Origin of the sequence: Paenibacillus sp. FSL H8-0457 (genome assembly GCF_038051935.1) — a bacterium.
Lineage (GTDB): Bacteria > Bacillota > Bacilli > Paenibacillales > Paenibacillaceae > Paenibacillus_AQ > Paenibacillus_AQ lautus_A.
The window spans coordinates 5,488,299-5,513,619 of sequence record NZ_CP150293.1; the positions used below are offsets into that span (position 1 = coordinate 5,488,299).

Genomic DNA, 25,321 nt, shown 5'->3' on the forward strand with positions numbered 1-25,321 from the left:
CCTCATAAAGGATACATCCCAAAAAAACAGCCCCTTCTACTTGATATAGAAGGGGCTGCCGGCGCTCCAGGAAGCTATATGCAATACACATACAAATACCGGTGATTAGGATTGACATCCGTTTGGGTTATCACCACTCCGCGATGCTTCCATCCGTATGCCGCCAAACGGGGTTTCTCCAATTGTGTCCGATATCGGCCATTTTTCGCACATGATCTTCGTTGATTTCAATTCCCAAGCCAGGACCCTCCGGTATTTTCACGTAACCGTTCTCATACTCGAACACAAGATTATCCACAATGTAATCGAGTAAATCGCTCCCCTGATTATAATGAATGCCAAGGCTCTGTTCTTGAATAAATGCATTGTGGCAAGTCGCATCGACTTGAAGGCAAGAAGCCAACGCAATCGGTCCTAATGGACAATGCGGAGCTGCCGCCACATCAAACGCTTCAGCCATGGAGATGATTTTTTTGCATTCCGTAATTCCGCCTGCATGGGAAAGATCCGGCTGTATAATATCAACATATCCATCCATCAATATACGTTTAAACTCCCATTTGGAGAACATTCGTTCACCGGTTGCAATAGGGATGGCTACATGATTAGCGATGTCGCGCAGCGCTTCATTATTTTCGGGCAAAACCGGTTCTTCAATAAACATCGGGCGAAAAGGTTCCAGCTCTTTGGCTAAGATTTTGGCCATTGGCTTATGCACGCGACCATGAAAATCAATGCCGATTCCAACATACGGACCTACCGCTTCCCTGACAGCTGCAATGCGTTCAATGACCTGGTCTATTTTCTCATAGGAATCGACATATTGAAGTTCTTCCGTACCGTTCATTTTTACGGCTGTAAATCCTCGGGAGACCACTTCTTTCGCCGAATTCCCGACATCTGAAGGACGATCTCCCCCAATCCATGAATAGACCTTGATGGACTCCCTTGCTTTTCCCCCAAGCAATTGATGAACGGGCGCGTTATAATATTTCCCTTTGATGTCCCATAAGGCTTGATCAATGCCCGAAATCGCACTCATTAAGATGGGGCCGCCCCGGTAAAAGCCTGATCGATACATGAGATTCCAATGGTCCTCTATTCTTAATGGGTCTTTCCCTATTAAATTCTCCATTAACTCTTCTACTGCGGTTCCTACCGTTCTCGCTTTTCCTTCAATGACAGGTTCGCCCCAGCCGATAATGCCTTCATCCGTCTCCATCTTTAAAAACAACCAGCGGGGCGGCACCAGGAATAATTCGTAACCCGTAATTTTCATTATGAATACGCTCCTTCATCCTCGTTAGATTGTACGGCTGAAGCAAATTGTCTCGCTTTTTCTGTTAATTGCACTAGATACTCATCGGTTATCTCATGCTGCGTATTCACAAGTGCGCTTCCAATACCGCAACCAACAGCGCCCGCTTTCATAAATTCCTGAATATTGTCTAAATCGACGCCGCCAGTTGGCAGCAACGGAATTTGCGGAAGCGGTCCGCGTATATCTCTAATGAAGCTTGGTCCCAACGTCGCAGGGAATACTTTGATTATATCTCCGCCATTTTCATGAGCCGATAAAATTTCAGTTGGAGTAAAGGCACCCGGGATGCTGACTGCTCCGTACCGTTTTGCCATTCTAATCGTTTCTATATCAACCGTAGGAGACAGAATGAATTTGGCGCCTGCTAAGATAGCGGCTCGCGCAGTTTCAGCGTCCAGAACGGTACCGGCACCCACCACCACCCGATCTCCTAGCTCATCGGATACCTCTTTAATGACAGACAAAACGTTTGGTGAATTCATGGTGATTTCTAGAATGTTCACCCCGCCTTCGTGCAGCGCCTTTGCCATGTTCAAAACGTCTTTTGAATTGGCGCCGCGGATAATCGCTATTATTTTGTTATCTAGAATGCTGGACATGGTATTCATGAAGTTTATGCTCCCTCCTTACATTTAACGCGTGGCATCTTCTGTACCTACCCGGCCTACAGGACCCGCTGCATGTCCACTTAAAAAAGCCGGATTCATTCCTGTTATATAAACGTATTTCGTATTCGCGATAAAAGAACTGATAGTGGAATGTTATATTTTGCAAGAAAAGAAGGCAGCCGATCGCCTGATCAGCTGTCTTCTCTTGTTAATTATGTTGCAAGAACAAGCACACAATATTAGGCTTATTCCTTACGTATGAATCACTTCACGTAAAATGTGGCGTCCTTCTGATCCAATTCAGTCGTGATCGGCGAGATCTCCAACATGCCGTCCCGGTGCCTGATAAATGTTCCGGATATGTTATAAGACTCGAAGGAGGCTGCCCATGGACTTGAAAAGCCGGTACGCAACTTCCATGTCGCATCCTGTTTAAACAGAGAGGACTCATTATTGGACTCCAGCCAAATCTTGCCGTCGCGATGTCTGAGATATTGACCTGGAAAGGACACCGATTCGATGGAGACGGCGGATGGATCGGCCAGTCCAGGAACCATTCTCCATTGCGATTCACCGCTGTACTGCCCCCCGTCAATCTTCCCTCGGCCGTCATGATAACGAACAAAACTGTTTGCGATGTTAAAGCTCTCGAACTGATTGACCGGAATTTCCGCATCCACCCGCACCGCTTTCCAATTCTGCGTATCCAAACCATTGGCCGTCCATTGAATGACCTTGGTACCGGCCGGAGCGCCGGCACCCGCATTGTCCAGCATCAATCCGCTGCGCTCGTTCATGCTGGTGTAGTATCCGTTGCCCTTGTGCGTAAATTTCCACCTCTGAGTATCCCATTCATTATTCGTCCACATGATCACGTTTGTACCCGGTGTCGTGGCTCCGTTGGGATTATCCAGGATCAGGCTGTTGTTTACATTCATTGCCCGGAAGAAGCCGCCGTTTCTGTAATCCAACCGCCACCACTGGGTATCTGCCCCGAGATCGTTCCACTGGATGACGTTTGTCCCGGCCGGCGAACCGCCGCCGGCATTATCCAGAAGAAGCTGGTTATTCTGATTGACCAGCTTATAGGTCCCCCCGGATACAATGGAGAATTCCTTGTCCACCTGGGCTACATTGGCGCGGATTTCATTCCGGCTCCCTACTTTTACGGTATTGACCTCCAGGAGCAATGACGGGCCTAGCGGCAGCAGCGTTCCGCTCCAGGCAGCCGGTGTGCTCTGATTAGTCCCTTTTACGGTCAGCGGGGCGTCCATTTGCGTCCAGGTCGCTCCGTAATCGGCGCTCGTAAACATTTTGTTAGCGGAAGAAACCACATCCGTCATGCCCCGAACGTAAAAGCGGCCATTCGCGGTTCCGTCATCGATGTAAGCAACCTCCGGTGTCTGGGATGCGCGATATATTCCTGTTCCTACAACCTCCCCCAGATCCGTCGGGCTTCCCCAATTGATGCCATCAGGTGAGGTTTTGAACCGGACCGCAAAGTTAGGGGCTGCCCCCAGCATCTCAAAAAACATGAAATAGCTTCCGTTCTTCGCTTGTATGACCCGCGGCATCCCCGGACGCCAATTCCAATCTGCCTGATTGCCCACAATGATGCTGTAATTTCCCCAGGTCAGTCCACCGTCACTGGAAATCTCCTGCGCGATTGCCTGGTTATACCCCGGTTTCCGCTCATCCGAGTAATAGCAAATCAACCGGCCATCGGCCGTGATCGCAAACTCCGGCTCCCATGTACGCTTTGTCCCCTCGGTTCCCCTTGCAGCCAGGTTGCTGTGAAACTGCCAAGTGGCGCCGTTGTCCGTGCTTCTCCAGATATGAATCGTATACGGTGCGGAGTTGTCCCAATCCGTGGATGCAAACAATAAGGTTCCTGCCGGATAATCCCCAACCTGCTGAGGCAGTACATACAGCGTTGTCATGCCTTGCTGATTCCGGTTCAGTCCGTAATCATTCGGATCAATTTCACTGAATAAGGACCAGGTTGCCCCGTTATCCGTGCTCTTGTAAAAGGGAAAGGGCTGCATGCCGCTCCATCCTGCGTTGCCGGGAAACCGCGGGGTGAAGGTGGTCAGAATATCTCCATTATCAAGCTTGACCGCCCTTACATAATAAGGCTCCGGTTCAGCCGGATTACTATATACAACCGTTCCGATAGCAGCCGCCTGCGCCGTTGGCGCGGCTAAGGTTGACATGAACAGCATAACGATGACTGCAAGCAGCCCAAAACGTTTCAGCCTAGTATTCATCTCGATCCCTCCATAATAGATAATGGATCATTTCATATGCAAACCTGTTTAAAGGCGTTCATTGATCACTCCCCCGATGGTACGGGCTGATGATGCGCATCGCTCCAAGGAACCCCGAAATCAGGCGTCCCATCAAGTTTCCAACCGAATTTCTGTATGCGCGTCGAGCGGATGCTCGCATCGGCGTCGGCTGAAGGAAGCGCATGGAAGACGATCCAGTCCTCTTGATCATCCGGAGACCTCGTAAAGCTGTTGTGGCCGGTCGCATAGACTCCGTTCTCTATACTTTTGCGAAATACAGGCTCCATCGACTTTTGCCATGAAGCCGGATCCATCGGATCGGCATCTTCATCCATCGTCAACATTCCCAGGGCATAATCCTCGGACCAGGTCGTGCTGGCGGAATAAACCAGAAAAATGCGGCCGTTCCTATGCAGCGTGACGGGACCTTCATTAATGGCCATTCCGCCTTGTTTTTCCCACGTAAGCGTTGGAGCCGTTAGCAAGCGGTGTTCCCCGGTCAATGTCCAAGGATTAGCCATTTGCGCAATATAAATAGCAGATCCGTATTCGGGAAAATGTCCGTATCCGGCATATAGAAAATAAAGCCGATTCCGTACCGTCATCACGGTGCCGTCCAAGCCCGGAACGGGAGTCTTCATCGCCCCTTTCCAAACCCATTCGCCTTCGAGCGGATCGCTATGTTCGTTCTCCAGCACGCATAGCCCCCGCGATTCGTCTCCTCCGCCATCGTTAGCCGTATAGTAGATGTACCATTTGTCATTCAGATCGTGTATTTCCGGTGCCCACAAGTTATAGCTGTAGGGACCTCCCGGTTCTGGAGACCATATGGTCTTCCTTCGGCCCTCTGCAAGTCCGGTCAAGGTGGAGGATCGGGTAAGTTCCAGGCGACCCGGCTGCGTGGACATAAAGTAATAATAGCCATCCGTGTGCTTCAGCACCCAAGGATCGGCTGCGTTTGCTACGATTGGATTGCTAAACGTCGTTGTGCGATTTGACATGCTCTCTCTCCTTTTATCCCTTCATTCCAGTCAAGGTAAAGCCTTCAGCGAAGTCCCCCCTTCGGTTTATTCCTACTTTCATTAATTATCAGGGATGAATTCTGGGCAAACAATTATGAAAACGCTTTAGTATATATGCAAAATAAAGCAATACCGAATCGTTTTCGACGGTCGAAAAAGAAAAGGGCCGCCCTGACGGACGGTCCTCATAAACGATTCGATTCATGGATTCTGCTTACGCCATTCAAGCGGTGTGGCTCCATTCGCTTTCGTAAAGAACTCATAAAACCGACTGGAAGAGGTAAAGCCCACCTCGGCGGAGATCGATTCGATCGCCTTATCGGTTTGTCGCAACAGCCGTTTAGCCTCCATCAAACGAAGGTTGATGATATACTGCTTTGGCGAGACGCCGAAGGATTCCGAGAACTTCCTGCGAAGATTGCTTTCGGAAATAAAATGGCGAGCTGCGAGCTCGTTAACCGTAATTTGTGTATGATAGCTGCTATGAATTTCTTTTAATATCGCTTCCAATACGACTTGATCGGTACCTGCCGCCCTTATCGACGTTTCCCTGTTACGCTGGAATATCAGCAAGGTTGTCTCAAAGGCAATCCGCATCATGTTATAGGCATCGATGTCTTGCCTCTTGGAATTCCATTCTTTCTCCAGCTGAAAAAAACTGATTTCCGCCCACCGCATATCATCTTCGTGAAGATGGGCGCTCCGGATCCGATATGGTTTGGACTCTATTTCATGAAAGAGGTATTGGCAATGGACCGGAAGCCTATCGTGGAAGAAATGAACGGATATCCCCTGCCAAGGCCTCGTACAAACGAAGCCGTGATGAAGCCGGGCAGGTATCAGGATAAGATCGCCGGCAGCTACCTTGATATTCTGTTCAGAAGAGCTGTAGTACCCTTCCCCATCCAATACCAGCGTCAGCTCATCGTATTCATGGGCATGTGACTGGAAGAGGCCCTCTCCCTGCTCGGCCTGAAAGGTGTGAGGCTTAAAGCGCTCCATACTGATCACAAAGCTCTTTTCACTGTTTTCCATGTTCCATCCTCTTTCTATGAGGCTTCTAATAGGCAGTCCTTCTCTATTCATTCTATGAAGTCCTCCGAAACTGGTCAATAAATATCGAGGTCCCCTGGTTGTTCTGACATGGCTTGGTGTGAAACATTGAAGCGAATAAGACTAAAAACCCTTGATGAATCATCAAGGGTTTTTTTCTTGCGGAGCCGCGAACGGAATCGCTACACTATGAAATTCTCGAAGATGAAATCAGCAGGGAATCTTAGCGCTGCAAAATGCCTCCAGCTCCTGACGAACGGCTTGGGGCGTGTCCAGGCGAAGAATGCGTCCCGCCAGATCGCGGCATTCCGCTCGATCCAATCCTTCGAGCCTTTCCTTGATCGAGCTGAGCCTGCCAGCCTCCATGCTCCATTCGTCAAGTCCCAGACCGAGCAAGAGCGGTGCGGCCAACGGGTCGCCCGCCATGCTGCCGCACATGCCGGTCCATTTACCGGCCTTATGGGAAGCATCGATCACCGTTCGGATGAGCTGAAGCACGGCGGGATGGAAATAATCGTACAGGTGCGCTACGTGTTCGTTCATGCGATCCGCGGCAACCGTGTACTGAACGAGATCGTTCGTACCGATGCTGAAGAAATCGACTTCGTCCGCGAAAAGTCCTGCCAACACGGCCGTGGAGGGAATCTCGACCATAATGCCGACTTCCATCTTCTCGTCGAACGGTACGCCCTCCTCCCTCAATTCACCCTGCACTTCCGCCAGGATGGATCTCGCCTGCCTCCATTCTTGCAAACCGGAGATCATCGGGAACATGACCTTCACCGTACCGAAGGCGCTGGCCCGCAGCACGGCCCGCAGCTGCGTGCGCAGCAGTTCCTGGCGGACAAGCCCTACCCGTATTGCACGGTAACCCAGGAAGGGATTCGTTTCCTTTGGCAGCTGCAGGTACGGAAGCTCCTTGTCTCCGCCGATGTCCATCGTGCGGATGATCACGGGGCGGCCCTCCATCTGCCGGGCCGCTTCCTGATACGCACGGAACTGCTCCTCCTCGCCCGGCATGGCCGTGGCGTTCATGAACAGGAACTCCGTGCGGAACAGCCCCACGCCGTCCGCGCCCTGCCGGACGGCGGCCTCGGCTTCCGCGGCGCTGCCGATGTTCGCCGCGAGCTCCACGCGCGTACCGTCGGCGGTCACCGCCGGACGCGCAATGTATTCCTCGAGCGACTGCCTGCGCTCGAGGTCCTGCTGCATGCGGAGCCGATGCTGCTCCGCCTCCGCCGCTTCCGGCCGGGCGATGCACAGCCCGGCTGATCCGTCGAGGACGAGCAGATCGCCGTCCTCGATGCCGTTGATCCCGTCTCCCGCGCCGACGACAGCGGCAATGCCGAGCGACCGCGCGAGAATCGCGGTATGCGAGGTTGCTCCTCCGGTACGGGTGATAAAGCCGACCACCAAGGCAGGGTCCAGCTGCACCGTATCCGAAGGCGTCAAATCGTCGGCAACGAGAATCACCGGCTCGGTGATTCCGGCAAGTCCCTGCGATTGTCCAGGCGACAGACAGGCGAGAAGACGGCCGCCGATATCGCGGATGTCGGTCGCGCGCTCTTTCATATAATCATTGCTCATGCCTTCAAACATGGAAGCGACTTGGTTGACAACCTCGGCAACGGCCCTTGGGGCCGTCTCCAATTTCTCCCGGATCCGCGCCTCCATCTTCGGGTAGAAGGCCGGATCGTCCAGCAGCTTTCGGTGTCCCGCAAGAATGCCGGCTTGCTCTTCGCCTACCGCTTCCTTCGCTTTCTCGATCAGCTTCTCCATTTGCTCGGCGCAGCCCGCTTTGGCTTCGCGAAGCTTATGAAGCTCGTCTTGGACCGCAGCCGAGGTATCGGGAATATAATTCCCTTCGGGGCTGCTTTGGCCGCTGGCACCCGCCGAAGATTCGTAGATATAGGCCTTTGCAATCCGGATACCCTCCGATACGCCGATTCCTTGAATATCCAGCCTATTCATCAGGCTTCACCAAACTTGCTTTCGACGAGCTGTATCAGGGCTTCGACGACTTCTTGCTCACCGTCTCCGTTGGCTTCGATGGTCACGACGGCTCCTTGTTCAACGCCGAGCGTCATCAGCTCCAGCATGCTCTTGCCATCCGCCGAGCGTCCTTCGTTTGTCTTCAGACGTACCTCTGCTCCAAATTGTCCTGCTTTTTCCGAGAATAGCTGAGCCGGACGTACATGAAAGCCCTGCTCATTCTGTATGGTTACCGTTTGTGCGAACATGTCTTTCCTCCTCATCCTGTAACCGCCAGCCCGGGGCTGTTACTTACTGAAACGTAAAGTTGCGGTTTCTCTGTTGTTTCCTGCCGTTCATCCGCTCGACCCTTGTCAGGCCAGTAAGGTTATCCGGCCTTTATACGCCTCGACCAGCGCTTGGTTATGCTCATCGGAGCCGTCGATATTTCCGCTAAGAAATACAGGGGGGTTAAAGCCTTGTTCAATCATAATCTCAATGGATTCGGCGAACAGGGCGTTCAAAATCAAGGCTCCGATCACTGTCGAGCTCGGGGTAAAGGGGACTTGAAGGCCGGGATGGCTCAATACCGCATCGCCCTTGACCGAGAAATTGTCGATCACCAGATCCACGGCATCCGCCAGGTGCTTGCCGCTGCTGTGCCGGGACGGCATGCTTTTGGAATATTCCAGTGAGGTAATGCCTACGGTGAAGGCCCCCTTCTCCTTCGCCATCAAAGCGACATCCACGGGAACCGGATTGCGGCCCGAGGTGGACAGGACGAATACGACCTCTCCCTTGCGGATGTCCTGCTTGCTCATGAATTCGACGGCAAGATCGTTTTGTCTTTCCAGCTCGGACGAACGTACCGCGCCTTCATGCAGCATCAGCTTCTCTATGAGAATCGGACGGATCGGTACGAGTCCGCCTGCCCGGTAGAAGACTTCCTCGGTCAATATATGCGAATGCCCGCAGCCGAACAGATGAATAATGCCGCCCTGCTGAATACAGGCCGCCACCTTTTCCGCCGCTTCACGTATCGACTTGGCCTGCTCCGCTCGTACTTTGTCAAACAACCCGCCAATCACATCAAAATAGGTGTCCATCATCATCGCTTTCACCTCGTGGTTCCTGTATTTGTATAGATTTCTGTTATTCTTCCGCGAGTGAACGGGTTCATATCGCTTTTTTCGCCCGGAGTACCATGTCGGCCATGACTTCCAGGCTTCGCTCGATAATCCGCTCTCCCTTCTCCCTCGTTGCCAACGTTGCATCCCCAAGCACCGCGGAAGCCGTCATTTCCTCCCAGGGTGTAGGCGTGAAGTCCGCTTCAATCGGGATGTGCGGAGCGCCGTCGATCGCCTTGCTCATGTCCACGTATTCGCCCGCAAGATACAGCATGTAGGAGGTCTCGATTTCATCGGCATGCATGTAGCTGCCGTGAGCGGCCGAAGCCTCGCGTACCTCCGCCGTGATTTCCTTCGTGCCTGGATAAAAGAAGTAGAACACCTTCAATTCGGGTACCCGTTCGTATAAAATTCTCGCCGCTTCCTTCAGCGCAACCGCATTGCCGAGATGGCCGTTGACCATGATGAATATGCGGAATCCCTGATGATATATACTCTCGCCGATATCGGCAAGCAGCCGGATGAGCGCTTCGTTCGACACGTTGATGCTTCCCGGAAAATTGCGCAGACTCCACACTTGACCATAAGGAAGGGTCGGCAGAACGAAGCTGTCCGTCCGTTCCGCCAATTTGTCCGCGAGCCTGGACGCAAGCAGGTTATCCGTGCCCAGCGGCAGATGGGGACCATGCGCTTCAACGGCCCCGATTGGAAGTATGGCCGCGCCGAGTTTGCGGATTTTCTCCTCCACCTCAACCGAATTCTCGAGTTCGAATTTCATGACGCTAAGCCCCCCTTACTTTTTGAATGAGAAGCAGTCGGCCGGATTGCTTACGAAAAATTTCTCCACCAGCTTCCGGCCGTCAAAGCCGCTGCGATTCGCCTCATCTACAAAGCGCGGCACCCATTTGGAAATAATGTACTCCAGCCCGAGACCGTAATCGTAATGCTTGTAGTAAGTTTTACGGGCGGTATCTCCGCTGATGAGAATCTGATCCTCATAGCCTTTTCGGACAAGCTCCAGAATCAGCGAGATGCGGGTGCTTTCCGGCGCATACTTGATTTTGCCGATACCGTCAAAGCTCATGTAGGCTCCGGTTGCGGCGATTTGCTCATGGTAATACGGGTCGGGGTTCCGGTCCATATGCCCTAAACTCAAGTAGGATAGATCCACGCCTTCGCTTTTTAGGAGTTCGATTTGCTCCAGCGCCATGGTGCCGACTTCCGTATGGGAGTGGATGGGGGCTTTTGTTTCGTGATGAGCGCGGGCTACAGCGCGCAGCGTCTTCTCCTCCAGCGGCGTGATGCGGTTATAGCCTGTCCCGAACTTAACCTGGCCTGCTTTGAATGGCGTGCCTTCCAGCCCTTCTTCCACCTCCCGGATGACGAAATCCGCCAGCTCGTTGATGCTTTTGGCCTCGATCCACTGCGCATAACTCTCATAATCGCCGATCAGCGGCTTCAGCTCCTCTTTGATTTTGGCATCCCACAGGAAGCTTTTATTGAAGCCCGCCGTTCCTACAATGCGAATGCCGGTTTCAAGCGCGATTTCCTGCACCGCTTGAACATCCCGTCCATAATCGACGGCTGTAGCATCCACGATGGAGCATCCGCCGTGTTGTTTGAAATCCAGAACGTCGCGCTTGGACTTCTCTTTATCATCCAACAGCAAATCGTCCACTCCCCGTTCCTGCCAGTAGGCCGGACGGCATACGATATGTTCATGGGAATACGTAAAGCCCAATTCCTCTTTGCTGATATCTCCATGCAAGGTACGGATAAAGCCCATATCGTTTCTCCTCCACTCTCTATAAAATAAGAACCTGACCGATTCATAAAAGTGCATGTTCAAAAAAGCCGGCTTCTCTCAACGCCTTAGACCGCTTTCTGATCTATCTCGTGATCCAAAGCCGACTTTTTTGTTTAACCTCTAAAAGAACAGTTTCGCCAGGAAGTGCAGAATCGGTCCGATGATGAACATGTCGGAATCGGCTGCCCACATGGCCGTATCCGGCACCGTCGAGGCGATAAAGAAGCGGACCATCAGGAACTGACCCCAAGCGACTACGGTTGACGTGATGAAGCCGCCGATCACGGCACCGCGGACACCGCCTGTCGAGTTCCCGAACACCCCTGCCGTAGCGCCGTGGAAGAATAGAACGATCATCGTCGGCACGAAGATGTAAGAAACGGTGTTGCCCAGTACGAGCAGCCAGATAATCGCGCCACCGAAAGCTCCCAGGAAGCCAAGCACCACCGCATTCGGCGCGTAAGGGTATACGACTGGCGCATCCAGTGCCGGTTTGGCGCCTGGCACGAGTTTGGTAGCAATCCCGTTGAAGGCCGGCACCAGCTCGCCGACAAACATCCGGACCCCCATCAGAACGATGGCGATTCCGCCTGCGAACGTGAACGATTGGATAATGGAATAGATGATAAAGTTCTGGTCACCCGATTGTTTCATCAGTTCTGCCGCAGCCGGCGTGCCCTTCGTCGAGAGAATAATGGCCCCGATCAGGAATAACACGCCCATGCTGAGCGCCGTGATGACGTTGGAATCGCGAAGAAATTCGAAGCCTTTCGGTACTTTGATTTTCTCGGAATCGTTGTTTTTGTTGCCGAGCAATTTGCCGAACAAGGCAGCCAATAGCGCAACCGAAGCCGACGTGTGTCCAAGCGCAATGTTATCGTTGCCCGTGATTTTACGCAGGAACGGCTGAACCAGCGCCGGCTGGAACGTCCAGTACACCCCAAGAACCACGGCGATCATCAGTACCAGCTTCCAGATCGGAATTCCGCTGGACGCATGGACGATGACGCCCGCAAAAACGGTCGACGTCCAGAACATCATGTGCCCGGTCAGATAAATAAATTTAAACCGGGTGAAGCGTGCCAGCAGAACGTTAATCAGAAAGCCGATGAGCATGGCAAGCGTAACGGCGCTGCCGAATTTGGAATTGAATGCCTCCTGCCCCATAAAGGTACCGAGGGATCCGCTTTCCAATCCGAAGACTTCTTTCCACATCGGCTCGAATACGTTCAAGGCTTTTACGATAACGTCAGAGCCTGCGCCGATGATGAGGAAGCCGATGATCGCTTTAAAGGTGCCGCTTACGAGCTGACTCGTTGATTTCTTCTGCAGCAGCAGGCCGATCAGAACGATAAACCCGAGCAGAATGGCCGGCGTTCCAAAAATGTTGGTAGCGATCCAAAAAAGTACGTCCATAAGCCCTCTTCCTTTCTAATGGTTTACAGCACTTCTTCCAGCTTCTGTTTGATCTCGTCGTTGTCAAAATAGTTGTTGACGATAACGACCTTGGCTTCATGCCCTTGCAGGCTTTGTGCCAGCTCGTTGCTTGTAATGATATAATCGGCTGCGGTACCCGAAGCCGTCGAAACGTCCGTGTGCTCCACGTCGGCGTTTACTCCCATGCCGTTCAGCACATTCTCCACATTCATTCTCAGAATCAAGCTGGTTCCTTGTCCTAATCCGCATACGCATAAAATTTTCATTGTTCGTTCCCCCTAATTAGTTGTTGGATTGACTCTACATCAGATGCCTGCTTGAATAGCTCCACGTTGTCCGGATTGCTGAGCAATGTCGTCAGCTTGCGCAGCATGGCGATATGCTCCGAGCTTGAGGAGCCGCCGAGCGCGAATACAAGCTGGACCGGGTCATTGGCGGCATGGCCAAAAACGACGGGTGTCTTCAATCGAAGCAGCGAGACGGAGGCTTCCCTCACTCCGTCCTCCGCACGGGCATGCGGTAGGGCGATGTGCGGCGCAAGAACAAAATACGGCCCTTTGTCACGATACGATTCCACCATGGCATCGGCATAACGTTCTTCCGCCGCTCCGGCATTCGCCAGCAGCGCCCCTGCCAAACGGATCGCTTCTTCCGCCGTCTCGGCCTCAACATCCAAGGCAATTAGTGACGGTTCCAAAAATTTCATTCTCATCTCTCCCAAATCCGGTATTCTGTTCGGTGCTAAGGACCGGTTAGTAATTGTTGAAGGATCTGTTCTTTCGTCCTGGCCTCTTTCAGTCGGATCAGGTTTTCCTTATCTCTCAGCAGGAGCGTCAGCTCCGACAGTGCTTTCAGGTGGGATTCGCCGTCAATCGCCGCCAGGACCAGAATGATCTGCACCTGGTGGCGCGCTTCCTCCGAGAAGGCGACGGGCTGCTCCAGCCGGAGCAGACTGATCCCAAGCCGCCGGACTCCATCCTGCGGCTTGCCGTGCGCGATGGCGATGCCAGGTGCTACGACAATGTAAGGGCCGAGCGCTTCCACTTTGGAGATCATCGCATCAATGTAAGCCTCTTCGATGCGTCCATCCTTCAGCAGCGGTTCGGAGGCTTCGCGTATGGCGCTCCGCCAATCTGTCGCTTCTCTGTTCATCCGAATCATTTGCTCGGTGAGCAGATCCGTCAGAGATGGCTTGCGAGCCTCGCTGAGCCAAGTTTTCCCTAAGGACATGTAGCGGTTAAGCTCCTCCGCAAGTCCGGCTTCATCCCTTACCGCCGCGTATTTATGGACGATGTCCAGCAGCGCTTGAACCGTGTTGGCCTGGGTTCTTGATTTGCGTCCGGAAACCATGTTGATCTGGTTAAGCAGATGCTCCTTATCCTTATCGCTCAGAATCGGATTCACCAGGAGAACGGGCACTTTGCTGTCCGGGAGCGGTACCGTCGAGAATATAAAATCGACATCTTCTTCGCGAAACGACTCATAATCGCGGAGCGACAATACGGCTGTGATGTCCACTGCCGAGAACAGGTTCTCCAGCTGCGATTTCAGCATCCGCGATGCGGAAATGCCGTTCACGCAGACGATGGCGGCCTGCCGCCTTACGGCCGGCTTCGTATTCTCTCTGCGCAGCCAACCGCCGAAGTGCATGGCGAGGTATCCGATCTCGTGATCGTCAAGTTTACGTCCAACCAACTGCTCGAACGGTGCGGCGGAACGGCGGGTAAGCTCGAATACTTCCCCGTACTTGGAACGGATATTTTCGAGCAGCGGATTTTCCAGGCTGAGACCATACAAGATCCGGTAATAAGCCGGTTTCAAGTGGACCAGCAGATTCTCCTCCATGGCTTCCCGGTTCGGCAGAAATACGCAGGCATACCGTTGAAAATGGTCGGTCATCTCCGTCGTCACGTTCCGAAGCTGCTTCAGCACTTCTTCGGACCCCGTCATCTGTTCCATCCGGTTGACTCTCGCCCCCAGCAGATGCATCGCGAAATAGCAGACCTCATCATCCGGAACGGAAACGCCGAACATTTGCCCGAGGCCTTCCGCAATACGCGCGGCAGCTTCATACTCTGGCGTCCTCCGCAGAACGCTTCGTTCATCATCGTCGATCGAGACCCATTGAGCGGTTTGAATCCGTCTTACATACAACAGGAAGCGGGCGGTCAGATGAAACAGCATCTCATCCGTCAAATCTACGCCGAGCGTGATCTCGCTATCCGAGATCAGGCGATAGACTTGCTCCAAACCTCCCTCTTCCATAGGCGGAAACAGGAGTGGGGCGAGATCGGGAATTCCCGATTCCGGGTTCAGGTTGAATGCCTGTTCCCAGCCCGCATGACCGAAAATCTGCCCGAAGTAATGGCTCAGCGTCTTCCGCTTGTCCCGCTCCTCCCCGTGTACGCCGTACCCCCGCTTACGGTCGTAGGTTACCTTGAGTTTTACGGACTTCATCTCCAAGCGGACCATGTTCAAATCCTTGAGCACGGTTCCGCGGCTAACCTGCAGAAGTTCGGTCAGATGGTGAACGAAGAGCTGACTCTCCGCCGACAATAGGTAAAGCGACATCCAGGCCAGCCTTTCACGTGGAGACAAATAATACTGCTGTGCATGGGGCTTTTCACTCAACTTCGGAAGCCCCGCCCGGCTTTCTTCAGGCAAATAGTAGCCTGCTGTCCTGACATATTGGACCGATGGAAGTTGAACCGCTTTCAACCAATCGTTTATTTTGTCCATATCATAGTAAACGGTTCGTCTGGAGATGCCGAGCTTCTGCATCAGTTCTTCCAGCGATACATAATCGGCTGCCTCATGGAGCAGCGTCAACATCTTGGTACTGCGTTCATCCAGAATACGGCATCAACTCCTTTGCCGTTAGTTTCGTGCTTTTTGCAATTTGATTATACCTATAGGCAATTGTTCAAGGACAGTTCAATTCATGGAACCCGATTTGTGCAAAAATGTACTCTAGTGAAATGGGCAAAAAAAAGACAGGCCCCATGGCCTGTATAAGATATGGTTCAACTTTGCGACTGCCCGGTTCATCGTGTCTTGGCAAAAATTCGGCACGGTCAGTTTTCACGAACCGGTCATCATCGGTGTTTGCGGATCGATAACTAATTCGCCGGCGTCATGATTGGCAAGGTGACGATGAAGGTCGCTCCTTGACCAGGTTCGCTTTCCACTCGGATATCGCCTTGATGAAGCGATACGATCTGCTTAACAATGGCGAGTCCCATGCCGCTGCCCTCATATTTACGACTGCGGGAACGGTCGGTTTTAAAGAAACGTTCGAATATGCGCTTCTGATCCTCAAGGGAAATACCGATGCCCGTATCGGATATTCGGACGGTCACGTTATTCATGTCTTGTTTGATGCTGACGTTAATCACGCCGCCATCCTTTGAGAATTTGATGCTGTTGCCAATGATGTTCGTCCATACCTGGTTTAATTGATCATGATCGGCCGTAACTTTAACGGGCAGCAAATCAAGCTCAAACTGAATGCTGCGGGCAGCCCATTGCGGCTGGAGCGCCACGATGACCCGTCTGATCTGTTCATCCAGGCTGAGCGTGCTGAGCCCCGGCTGCTGTGACTGGGATTCAAGCAAACTCAGCTTGAGCAGGCTGTCGCTCATTTTGGACATCCGCTTCGCCTCAGCGATGATAATATCCAGATAACGTCTTCGCTCGTCATCCGAAAGATTTACCTGCTTCAGCGCTTGAGCATACCCGGAAATCGAGGTGAGCGGCGATTGCACCTCGTGCGACACGTTCGTTACGAATTCCCTGCGCAGCTGCTCCAACTGCTGGAGCTCGTGCATCATGTCTTCAAAGCTGCGAGCCAGCGTACCCAGCTCGCTTGTTTGCTTAATATTCAGCTTGACGCTGAAATCTCCGGCTGCAATGCGTCGGGTCGCTTTTGTCAGCTTTTTGATCGGCCTTACCAAGTAGATGGAGGCAATCAGGATCAATAAACTCCCTGTAATCAACGAACTGGTAGCAAAGATCGATCCCCATTTGACGACAAAAGAGGTAGAAGGAGGGGCGAGCATTTCCAGGAACATCGCTTTCGTTCCCGTTTCCGTTTTCAACGGCAGCCCTAAAAGAACCGTAGCAATGCCTTTCTGCGTGTCTTGAACAACGCCTCCTTCGATTACTTGCTGTAGTTTATCCATCGTTACTTCAGCAGGTTTGTGTCCGTTAAGCTTGCCGTAAGCCTGGAACTGGCCCGTCGCTTCGTAGATGCGGACATAATAGGAATCGAGCTGCTTCATTTCACTAACGAACAAGTCGGCTTCGCGTAACGGAAGTGTCTTGTATATCCGGACGACGTCTTGACCGAAGTTGCGTAAGGTGATTTGCGCGTTCTCGTTCAATTGTTCCTTGAACATCCAAGTAGACATAAAAAACGAAAGGATCGTGCCCCCGATGACGGACACTAGAAACGTCAGGACTACTCGAATATATAAGGATCTGATCATTCATAGACCTCAAGCCGGTACCCCAGCCCGCGCACCGTTTCGATCCGGAAATCCGGCGTCGTTGCGAACCTTTCGCGAAGACGTTTAATATGTACATCCACCGTTCGATCATCTCCTGCGTAGTCGATTCCCCAAATCTGATCGATCAGCTGCTCGCGTGTATAGACTTGTCCGGGTGTTCCAGCCAGCTTGTACAGCAATTCGAACTCTTTGAGCGGCAGCGTGAGCGTCTCCGGCCCGCTGCTCACCTTATAGGTCTGCCTGTCGAGAATGACGTTGCCGAACTGGATCGTCTGCGTAGAGCCGATCCGATATCGTTTCAGCAATGCCTTAACGCGGACCGTCAACTCCAACGGATCGAATGGTTTCGTTAAATAATCATCCGTCCCCAGCTCGAAACCCTTTACTTTTTCCCAGGTTTCGCCTCTCGCCGTCAGCATAAGCAGCGGCAAATCCGGATTGGCTCTTCGAAGCTCCTTGCATAACGTCCAGCCATCCATCATCGGCATCATAATATCTAGGACAACAAGATCGACGGGCGTCGAGCCATAGACGCTGAGCGCTTCCTTGCCGTCAGCCGCCTCGACCGTGGTGAATCCGTCATTGCGTAAAAATAAACAGACGAGCTCGCGAATGTTCGCATCGTCGTCAGCAACCAGTATAGTAGGCATCGGTTCCCTCTTTCCTTCATTTCCATCCCCTATTGTGTAATAACTATATACTATTATAAATACAAGGATTATGGGAAATGGTTCAAATGGCGCGGCAATTGTGCGTCTATTTTGCATTCTAGCCTACGCTAAAAATGGCCGCGCATTCCGCGCGGCTTTTTGTTCGTCCAATCCCTTGTCTTCAGCCCTTATTCTTAGCCAGCAAAATGAAATCTCGAGCCTCGAACCGGCCGCATCATCTCCAGTCTTTTCCGTTGAATGGGAAAGCTATCAAGTAATGCTTACCTAAGTTTAGTCAAGGAAGATGAACTGCCAGTGACATCAATATGAACGGAACATGAACAAACCATGTGCATAGCCCCCCTCTACGGCATACCAAAAAAGTCGGCCAATTCAGGCCGACTTTTTCTACCAATTCGTTTTGCGATGTTTTTGGTTGGCATCCGATCCGCTGCAGGACGATTTCAAAACACGCATTCCGTGGCGATCGACGGACGCTTAAGCAATTCCCAACCAGTCTTGGCGGATATAAAAGAGGCAAGCTCCAAGCCCATTCGGTAATGCGTCTGATAGCCGGGATGATATCGGCCGCCCCATCCTTCGACCTCCGGATGAATCAATCCTAAATCAACCACGAATACCTTCCCGTTTCCGCTTTGATTGAAATAGGACACCGCCTTATTCACGCTGGCAAGATAGTTGTTATTCATGGTTCCAACACAACAAAAGACGTAGGGATCGTTATACTTTTCCAGGATAACCTGGATGAATTCAATATAAGCGGCAATATACGCCTCATCATCAATTGGCGTAGAATAATCGTTCTGGCCCAAATTAATGACGACTCCATCAGGAGTATACCGGGAAAAGTCCCATGGCGCCGTCCCTTTGCCGAGGGTCCCAGAAAAATGTTCCGGCAATCCTTGCTTGTTCCCTACCGCATCCTGCCAAACGCCGATCCCGCAAATGGCCATCGTATGATATTCCGCATTCAACATTCTGGCGCTGATTCCGACATAGGACATGTATCCGTCGTCAAGATGCGGAGCTTCAGCGAGCACATGCGGATGGCCGATCCCTGCTCCATCCGTGATGGAATCCCCAAAGTACTCAAGCCGGAGTGGTTTTGCCGCGGGCGGGGCAAGGAAGCTTCCGCCGTCAGGCAGCGAAAACTGATGAAATGCTATACTTCCGGTCAGGATCCCCGTTCGCTTGTGGATCTCTAAAGTGTGTTCACCCTCCGGCAGTCCCTGTTCGATTATGTATTGATGAACCCCCTTCTTCAAGTTGATCCAATTACGAGCGACACCGTCCACTACAATTTCAACGTAATCCTGGCCATCGGAATCCTCAGCCGTCATCGAGACGGCCGTACCTCGGAAGGCAAGAAAAACCGCGCTGTTGACCCAGGCGCATTTCGGCTTCTCTCTCTCGGTCAGATCAAATCTCCCCATCAGCCTGGCGAATTCGGCAAAGCTAAACTCCAACATAATCCCTCCCTTCAGCTTTTGCATTGACTATCAGTATAGCACTCACTACTCACGAATAATAAAGTATACTTTATTTTATCGATAAACCTATATTTATATTATCAATTCATATGAATTCAGTCAATTATAAAGCAATTCTCTACTATAATATATATATATAACGTAATCATAGATTGCAGGCTTGATTTTAATATATTAATAAAGTATACTTTTATATAATCATTTAACATGCCAAACTTATCATCAGTTTGTAAAAAGAGGAGAATGATTGTGAACGAGCCGAAGTACATGACGGTTAAACAAGCGCTGCTGCATCAGATTCAAGTCGGCAAGCTTCGACCCGGCGATAAACTGCCGAATGAAGAAGACCTGATGAAACAATTTCATGTAAGCGGAATAACGATTCGAAAAGCGATGACGGAGCTGGCAAACGAAGGCGCAATCACCCGAATCAAAAGAAAAGGCTCTTTTGTAAACGGAGCTCAAGCCGCGGACCGTTCGAGTCACTTGATCGCGTTTATCTTATCGGCAGAGGACAATTACGATGTATCGTATATGAAAATCATCAAAGGCGCGCAGCAAGTGGCAGCCGAATTCAATTACTCCTTAATTGTGGAATGGAGCAATGAAAATTTGGCCGTTGAACAATCATCCATTCAGAAAATGCTGGACCGGAAAGTCGACGGCTTCTTGATTTATCCGTTCGATCCGATCCAGAGCAAGGATAACTACCTAATCATCGAACAAAACAACATCCCCTATCTGTTGGTAGACCGGTACAATGTGGATCATCCCAGCTATTTTTCCGGAAGCAACAACTACGACGGGGCGATCCTGGCCACCCGGGAGCTGATGCGTCTGAAGCACACCAAAATAAAGTTTGCAAGCTATCACTTCTTTCTTCACTCCGAGCAGGAGCGGTTCGCCGGCTACTGCAGTGCCATGCGTCAGGCAGGATTTCCGGTAACCGACGATAACTTGCTGACCCGCGTGGACTATGACGCACTAGCCGACAGTATTTTGAAGCGGGATGTTACCGCTTTGTTTTGCTGCAATGACAAACTTGCCATAGAAATGATCGAGAAGCTGACCGACCGCCGCGTTAGAATTCCGCAGGATGTTTCCATTATGGGATTCGACGATTGGGACCATTCCAGCAACTTATCGATCGGACTGTCTACCGTCCGGCAAGATTTCGAGGAAATCGGCAGAAACGCTGCGAATTTACTTCACCAGGTTATTCTAGGCAAAACTCATGGACGCAACACGAAAATATTGTCGGGTGTTTCTTTGGTGATCCGGGAGTCTACTTGCGAGAACCCTTACGCCTAACTTTGTCAGCTCAAATAGATCAATGAAAGGAAGGAATGCGTTATGAAATTCGACTTTTCGACTTCCAGTCTGAGACACGGGCTCTTTCATCAAGAGCAGGATGGCATATCTTGTTTTCTTCCCGGCAGTGCGATAACCGTGCGCTTTCATGGACGGGAAATAACGGCCGAGATCGAGGATGTCAACGGAGAGGGGAAAAGCTGGCTTAACGTCTATATCGACGATCTTCCGGTAAGGGTGATGAGAATCGATCCGGATAACCGGCTGTACCAGCTTGCGGATGACCTTGAAGACGCGCCCCATACCTTAACGCTGCAGAAGCGTACGGAAGCGGCATTCGGCAGCATTAAATTTACCGATTTGACGACGGAGAACGGAGCTTTTCTGAGCCCGCCAGCCCCTCTTCCCCATCGCCTGCTCGTCATCGGCGATTCGATCACCTGCGGCTTCGGCAACGAAGCGCAGATTCCCTGCGACTGCGATGCTTCTCGCGAAAATATCGCGCTTGCTTACAGCTCGCTGACCGGTCAACTTCTGAATGCCGAAACATTGATTGTGGGCGCATCCGGTACGGGATGCTATCAGAATTTCGGCGGTGGCAAGGAAGGCCGCATGTCGGATTATTTCATGAAAACCATCTGTCCTGATCTCGATCAAGAAGCCATGGACCCGTTTCATCCTGAGTTCGTTGTCGTAAATCTCGGGACCAATGATTGGTCCGCGCCCATCGAGCCTGCGGATTACCTTGAACAATATCGCAAATTGACGGGTTTTATTCGCAATAGATATCCGTCCGTCCCATTGTTCTGCGCAATCGGTCCGATGACCCTCGGCCCCGCCCCCCATTTGAAGGCTCTCGTCAAAAGCCTTAACGAAGAAGGCGACAACAATATTCATTTCGTCGAATTCCCGCTCATTAAACGGCCGGAAGACGGCATGGGAGGCTGCGGACACCCCTCCGTCAAGAAGCATCGGCAAATGGCCGAACACTTGGCTGCGACGATCCGTCAGGTTTGTTCCCTGTCCCCCCCTTCCCCGGCAGCTGCTAGAACATAACGAAAAGAACCGCTCCGTATAGGAAGCGGTCCTTTTTTTCGTGTCGCCGTTCTCAATGGACAGGGAACCCTTTTATTTTGCCAAGAAGGCGTCTACTTGATTCTGCAGTTCAGTCTGGATTTGCTTCAGCACCGCTTCGCCTTCCGTTTTGAATCTGGCGAAGTATTCGTCCGGATCAAGCGCACCGTTAAATAATCCGCTATAATATTTGGCCTGAATGGTCGCGAACTGGGCCACTTCGTTCTTCACCGGCGTCGGATCGAAAGTGAAGCCGGTCATGATATCCTTCGTGAAGTTGTCGGCTTGCGTAATGAATTGACTATACTCTCGGGTCTCTTCGTCGATACCGGCCCACTCCCGCTCTAACGTTGGATTCAACATGAGCTGGAACGAGACAATGCCGCCATCGTTGTTCAGCGTGTCGTATTGATGCTCGCCGACCGCTTTCCAGTTCACGCCTTCGATGCCGTGCTCCAACAAATCATAATTCTCCTGCCGGTTGGCCCAATCGAGGAACATCATCGCACGGTCTTTATGTTTGCTCGTCTTCACAATACAGATGAAATTATCCATTTTGTAATTGGATAGGTTCTTTCCAGGCGTCAGATCGAATAGACGGACGGCTTCCAGCTCTCCATCGGGCACGACCTGCTTCAACTGGTCGTTGTACGTTTTGGGAATGCCAAAGGCCATTTGGGGCGTGGCCGCAACTTTGTTCTGGAGCTGCATATCTCCCGGGCTGCTTTTATTCGTCAAAACGTCCTGCGACATGACTTTGTCAACGAACAGCTGGCGGACATCCTGGATGCCGGACCAGATCTTTGGTTCCTGGGTTTCAAAGAAGTTATAGACCTTGCCATCGTTGCCCTTGTAATACAGCATCAAGCTGGCGCCAGCAAAATTCGTTGGACGAATGTTGACGCCGGTATCGTCCCGGATCAGCCAGTTGACCCAGCTGTAGGTGACGTCGTCAGCGCCCGCGAGGAGCGGAGTGATGCCGGAGTTACTGTCACGAACGGCGTAGAGATAAGCTTTTAGATCTTCATACGTCTTTACGGGCGGCAAGTTTAACTGCTCCCTCAGGTCCTTTCGGATGAAAATCGATCTCTGTTGGGTATAGGCGCTTCCCAAGGGAACACCGTAGATGTTACCGTTAATTTTGTTCGCGTCCCACATTTGTTGCGGCCTCGTCTTTTTCACATTAGGGCCGTATTGGTCCAGCAGTTCGCTTAATTCTTCGTAATAGCCCTGGGAAGCCATCGTGTCCAAATGCAGCCACGGGGCATCAAACATCAAATCCACGCTCTCTCCCGAAGCCAGCATGACGTTGGTCTTCTGATTTAGATCGGCAAAGTCGACAAATGTAAATTTAACCTGCGTATTGATTTCGGCTTTTAATCGCTTGTTGACTTCGGTCAGCACCTCGTCATAGTTAGCTCCCTTTGCCCCCGGAATGACAACCTCCAAAGTGACCGGTTCAAGGGACGGATCGCCGGTTTCCCCGGCATCGCCCGGCGCGGAGGCATCCCCGCCGGATCCGGAGCACCCGGACAACGCGATGGCTAGTCCGAGCAGCGCCGTCACCAAGAATTTGCGTTTTGATTTGGCCATGTAAATGACTCCCTTCAAATAATCAACTTATGTATAAGCGGCTGGGCCAATCTATAACGCGCTCAGCCATTTGCGTAGAGCCCCAATCTTAACCTTTTACCGAGCCGAGGGTCAGACCTTTGACGAAATATTTTTGAACCATCGGATAGACGAGTATAATCGGGCCGATCGTCAGGCATACCGTTGCCAACTTGACCCCTTCCGCCGGCGGCAGCGTCAGCACATTCCCGTGATTGAGCGACGTGAGCTGCATCTGCGACATGAGCTGCCGAAGAAGCAGCTGCAGCGGGTACATATCGCTGTTGTCGATAAACAGAAGCGACAGCCACCAATCGTTCCAATATTGCAGCGCGTAGAACAAGCTGATCGTCGCAATAACCGGCGTTGAGATCGGCCGGATAATTTTGAAGAAGATCGTCCACTCTCCGGCGCCGTCCATGTTAGCCGATTCGTTCAGCTCATAAGGCAACGAGCGATAGAACGAGACTAAGATAAACGCAAAGAACGGATTCATGACGTAAGGGAGCACAAGCGCCCACAACGTATCTTTCAGATGCAGCCATTGAACGACCAGAAGATAGAAGCCGACGAGTCCCGAGCCGAAGACCATCGGTACGTAGGTCATGAACGAGAGGAAGCCGCCGTACCGGTTCTTCGGATGGGCCAGCACGTATGCAAACAACGCGGTGACAACGAGGCCGATTACGGTTCCGATGACTGTTACCGCAATGGTGACGCCATAGCTGGTAAACATTTGTTTGCCCTGGAGGAGGAAACGATACGACTCCAGCGTAAATTCATCCGGCCATACGGAGTATCCGTTCACCGCCAAGCTTCGGGTGCTGGAGAACGAATTGATGACCATCAGCCAAAAAGGAAACAAACAAACCAGCGCAAATAGAATCAAAAACAGCCCGAACAAGAACACCGCCATTTTATCGGAGAACCCGTTTGTCCGTCGGACTCGTGGGGGCGGGATCAGAGCAACCGGACGATTCATATGAAGTTCACCTCCCTATGGATTTCGAAAAATTAATGCACGTGTTCAAAGAGTCCGTTCATGGAAGGATGACATTTTGAACAACCTCTTAAAATAATCTGGAGTCTTTATCGATTTTCCGAACCAGCGCATTAAACGAAACGACGGCGATTAGCCCCATAATAGACTGATAGAATACGATAGCCGATGACATGCTGAAATTACCAAGCTGTCTTAACGCCCGATAGGAGTATGTATCGATGACATCGGTCGTCGGGAATAGAATCCCGTTGTCCCCGATAATTCCGTAGATCATGCCGAAATCCCCGTAGAAGATCCGTCCGACTCCCAAGAGGACGAGAATGATGATTTGCGGCTTCAGCAAAGGCAGCGTAATGTATTTCATCTGCTGCTGCCTCGTGGCTCCGTCCAGGCGGGCGCTCTCATAATAGTCGGTGGAGAACCCGGTAATGGCAGCGAGCAGAATAATCGAGTAGTAACCGGCACTTTTCCAGATTCGCGTTAAGGTTAGAATAATCGGCCACACCCACGGGGTCTGGTACCAATCGACGGCTTGAAGTCCGCTCATGCTCAGCACGCGGTTAATCAGACCGTCCGTGTTGTTGAATAGAATGAATGTCATATACCCTACGACGACCCAGGAAATGAAGTAAGGCAGGAAGACGACGGATTGGATCGTACGTTTAAACCATTTCAAGCGAATCTCATTCAAGAACAGCGCAATGAGAAGCGCAAAGACCATCTCGAAAATAATGAACAGCGCATTTAAATAAACCGTATTGACCGTAACTTGAATCCAATCCCGATTGGAGAAAAAGAAGCGAAAGTTGTCCAGACCCACCCAATCACTGCCCCATATGCCTTTGCTGATCTGAAAGTCCTTGAATGCTAGCAAATGTCCGGACAGAGGAATATAGGAGAAGACAACGAGAAAGATGATTCCCGGTATCGCCATCGTATACAAGCCCCGGTTCTTTACAAGATCCCTAAACATTCTCAAATTATAGTATCCCTCCATTCGAGCTGGTCTGTCCGATGTG

Annotated in this window: 22 protein-coding genes; 2 read left to right on the forward strand and 20 right to left on the reverse strand. The window is 51.5% G+C overall.

Annotation, left to right across the window (positions count from 1 at the left end; all coding sequences use genetic code 11):
* Window positions 1–130: 130 nt before the first annotated feature.
* From dgoD to MHI43_RS24525, 17 genes are all read right to left on the reverse strand, one after another.
* A complete protein-coding gene (gene dgoD, locus MHI43_RS24445; protein WP_036659668.1) occupies window positions 131–1,279 on the reverse strand; it encodes a galactonate dehydratase in 1,149 nt (382 codons plus the stop codon).
* Entirely contained in the window at window positions 1,279–1,929 is a 651-nt protein-coding gene (locus tag MHI43_RS24450; RefSeq protein WP_036659670.1) for a bifunctional 4-hydroxy-2-oxoglutarate aldolase/2-dehydro-3-deoxy-phosphogluconate aldolase, read from the reverse strand. The genes dgoD and MHI43_RS24450 overlap by 1 nt, the downstream gene beginning before the upstream one ends.
* A gap of 263 nt (window positions 1,930–2,192) precedes the next feature.
* On the reverse strand, window positions 2,193–4,196 hold the full coding sequence (locus MHI43_RS24455) for an AbfB domain-containing protein (RefSeq protein WP_036659672.1): 2,004 nt from the start codon (window positions 4,194–4,196) through the stop codon (window positions 2,193–2,195).
* A gap of 65 nt (window positions 4,197–4,261) precedes the next feature.
* Window positions 4,262–5,218 carry a glycoside hydrolase family 43 protein gene (locus MHI43_RS24460; protein ID WP_036659674.1) on the reverse strand — a complete coding sequence of 319 codons (957 nt, stop codon included), beginning with the start codon at window positions 5,216–5,218 and terminating at the stop codon, window positions 4,262–4,264.
* Window positions 5,219–5,440: 222 nt separating this feature from the next.
* Entirely contained in the window at window positions 5,441–6,274 is an 834-nt protein-coding gene (locus MHI43_RS24465) for an AraC family transcriptional regulator (protein ID WP_036659676.1), read from the reverse strand.
* Window positions 6,275–6,502: 228 nt separating this feature from the next.
* Entirely contained in the window at window positions 6,503–8,263 is a 1,761-nt protein-coding gene (gene ptsP, locus MHI43_RS24470) for a phosphoenolpyruvate--protein phosphotransferase (RefSeq protein WP_036659678.1), read from the reverse strand.
* A complete protein-coding gene (locus MHI43_RS24475; RefSeq protein ID WP_036659680.1) occupies window positions 8,263–8,532 on the reverse strand; it encodes an HPr family phosphocarrier protein in 270 nt (89 codons plus the stop codon). The genes ptsP and MHI43_RS24475 overlap by 1 nt, the downstream gene beginning before the upstream one ends.
* A 105-nt stretch (window positions 8,533–8,637) precedes the next feature.
* Window positions 8,638–9,372 carry an SIS domain-containing protein gene (locus MHI43_RS24480; protein WP_036659682.1) on the reverse strand — a complete coding sequence of 245 codons (735 nt, stop codon included), beginning with the start codon at window positions 9,370–9,372 and terminating at the stop codon, window positions 8,638–8,640.
* Window positions 9,373–9,439: 67 nt separating this feature from the next.
* Window positions 9,440–10,168: a creatininase family protein gene (locus MHI43_RS24485; RefSeq protein ID WP_015736905.1), complete on the reverse strand. Its 729-nt coding sequence runs from the start codon at window positions 10,166–10,168 to the stop codon at window positions 9,440–9,442.
* Between the two features lie 15 nt (window positions 10,169–10,183).
* Window positions 10,184–11,176 (reverse strand): phosphotriesterase, encoded by a 993-nt coding sequence (locus MHI43_RS24490; RefSeq protein ID WP_015736906.1) that lies wholly within the window; start codon window positions 11,174–11,176, stop codon window positions 10,184–10,186.
* A gap of 141 nt (window positions 11,177–11,317) precedes the next feature.
* The gene (locus MHI43_RS24495; protein WP_015736907.1) at window positions 11,318–12,613 is read right to left on the reverse strand and encodes a PTS ascorbate transporter subunit IIC; all 1,296 of its coding nucleotides are present in this window, start codon (window positions 12,611–12,613) and stop codon (window positions 11,318–11,320) included.
* A 23-nt stretch (window positions 12,614–12,636) separates the two neighbouring features.
* Window positions 12,637–12,900, reverse strand: coding sequence for a PTS sugar transporter subunit IIB (locus MHI43_RS24500; protein WP_009593269.1), 264 nt, complete (start codon window positions 12,898–12,900; stop codon window positions 12,637–12,639).
* A complete protein-coding gene (locus MHI43_RS24505; protein ID WP_036659685.1) occupies window positions 12,897–13,340 on the reverse strand; it encodes a PTS sugar transporter subunit IIA in 444 nt (147 codons plus the stop codon). Before MHI43_RS24505 ends, MHI43_RS24500 begins: the two co-directional genes overlap by 4 nt.
* A 35-nt stretch (window positions 13,341–13,375) precedes the next feature.
* The gene (locus MHI43_RS24510) at window positions 13,376–15,466 is read right to left on the reverse strand and encodes a BglG family transcription antiterminator (RefSeq protein ID WP_235201610.1); all 2,091 of its coding nucleotides are present in this window, start codon (window positions 15,464–15,466) and stop codon (window positions 13,376–13,378) included.
* A 287-nt stretch (window positions 15,467–15,753) separates the two neighbouring features.
* Window positions 15,754–17,121, reverse strand: a complete 1,368-nt coding sequence (locus MHI43_RS24515; protein WP_015736910.1) for a HAMP domain-containing sensor histidine kinase — start codon at window positions 17,119–17,121, stop codon at window positions 15,754–15,756.
* On the reverse strand, window positions 17,118–17,792 hold the full coding sequence (locus tag MHI43_RS24520) for a response regulator transcription factor (RefSeq protein ID WP_009593251.1): 675 nt from the start codon (window positions 17,790–17,792) through the stop codon (window positions 17,118–17,120). Before MHI43_RS24520 ends, MHI43_RS24515 begins: the two co-directional genes overlap by 4 nt.
* 464 nt (window positions 17,793–18,256) lie before the next feature.
* On the reverse strand, window positions 18,257–19,282 hold the full coding sequence (locus MHI43_RS24525) for an SGNH/GDSL hydrolase family protein (RefSeq protein WP_036659687.1): 1,026 nt from the start codon (window positions 19,280–19,282) through the stop codon (window positions 18,257–18,259).
* 264 nt (window positions 19,283–19,546) lie between these two features.
* On the opposite strand from MHI43_RS24525, the gene MHI43_RS24530 reads away from it, so the two are divergent.
* Together MHI43_RS24530 and MHI43_RS24535 are read left to right on the forward strand one after the other, a co-directional pair.
* Complete coding sequence (locus MHI43_RS24530; protein ID WP_235201611.1) at window positions 19,547–20,614, forward strand: GntR family transcriptional regulator; 1,068 nt, start codon at window positions 19,547–19,549, stop codon at window positions 20,612–20,614.
* Between the two features lie 42 nt (window positions 20,615–20,656).
* Window positions 20,657–21,670: an SGNH/GDSL hydrolase family protein gene (locus tag MHI43_RS24535; protein ID WP_015736923.1), complete on the forward strand. Its 1,014-nt coding sequence runs from the start codon at window positions 20,657–20,659 to the stop codon at window positions 21,668–21,670.
* A gap of 72 nt (window positions 21,671–21,742) precedes the next feature.
* Here the strand turns inward: MHI43_RS24535 and MHI43_RS24540 are convergent, their stop codons facing one another.
* From MHI43_RS24540 to MHI43_RS24550, 3 genes are all read right to left on the reverse strand, one after another.
* A complete protein-coding gene (locus tag MHI43_RS24540; protein ID WP_036659689.1) occupies window positions 21,743–23,281 on the reverse strand; it encodes an extracellular solute-binding protein in 1,539 nt (512 codons plus the stop codon).
* 88 nt (window positions 23,282–23,369) lie between these two features.
* Entirely contained in the window at window positions 23,370–24,281 is a 912-nt protein-coding gene (locus MHI43_RS24545) for a carbohydrate ABC transporter permease (protein WP_015736925.1), read from the reverse strand.
* A gap of 88 nt (window positions 24,282–24,369) precedes the next feature.
* Complete coding sequence (locus MHI43_RS24550) at window positions 24,370–25,281, reverse strand: ABC transporter permease subunit (protein WP_235201612.1); 912 nt, start codon at window positions 25,279–25,281, stop codon at window positions 24,370–24,372.
* Window positions 25,282–25,321 lie beyond the last annotated feature (40 nt).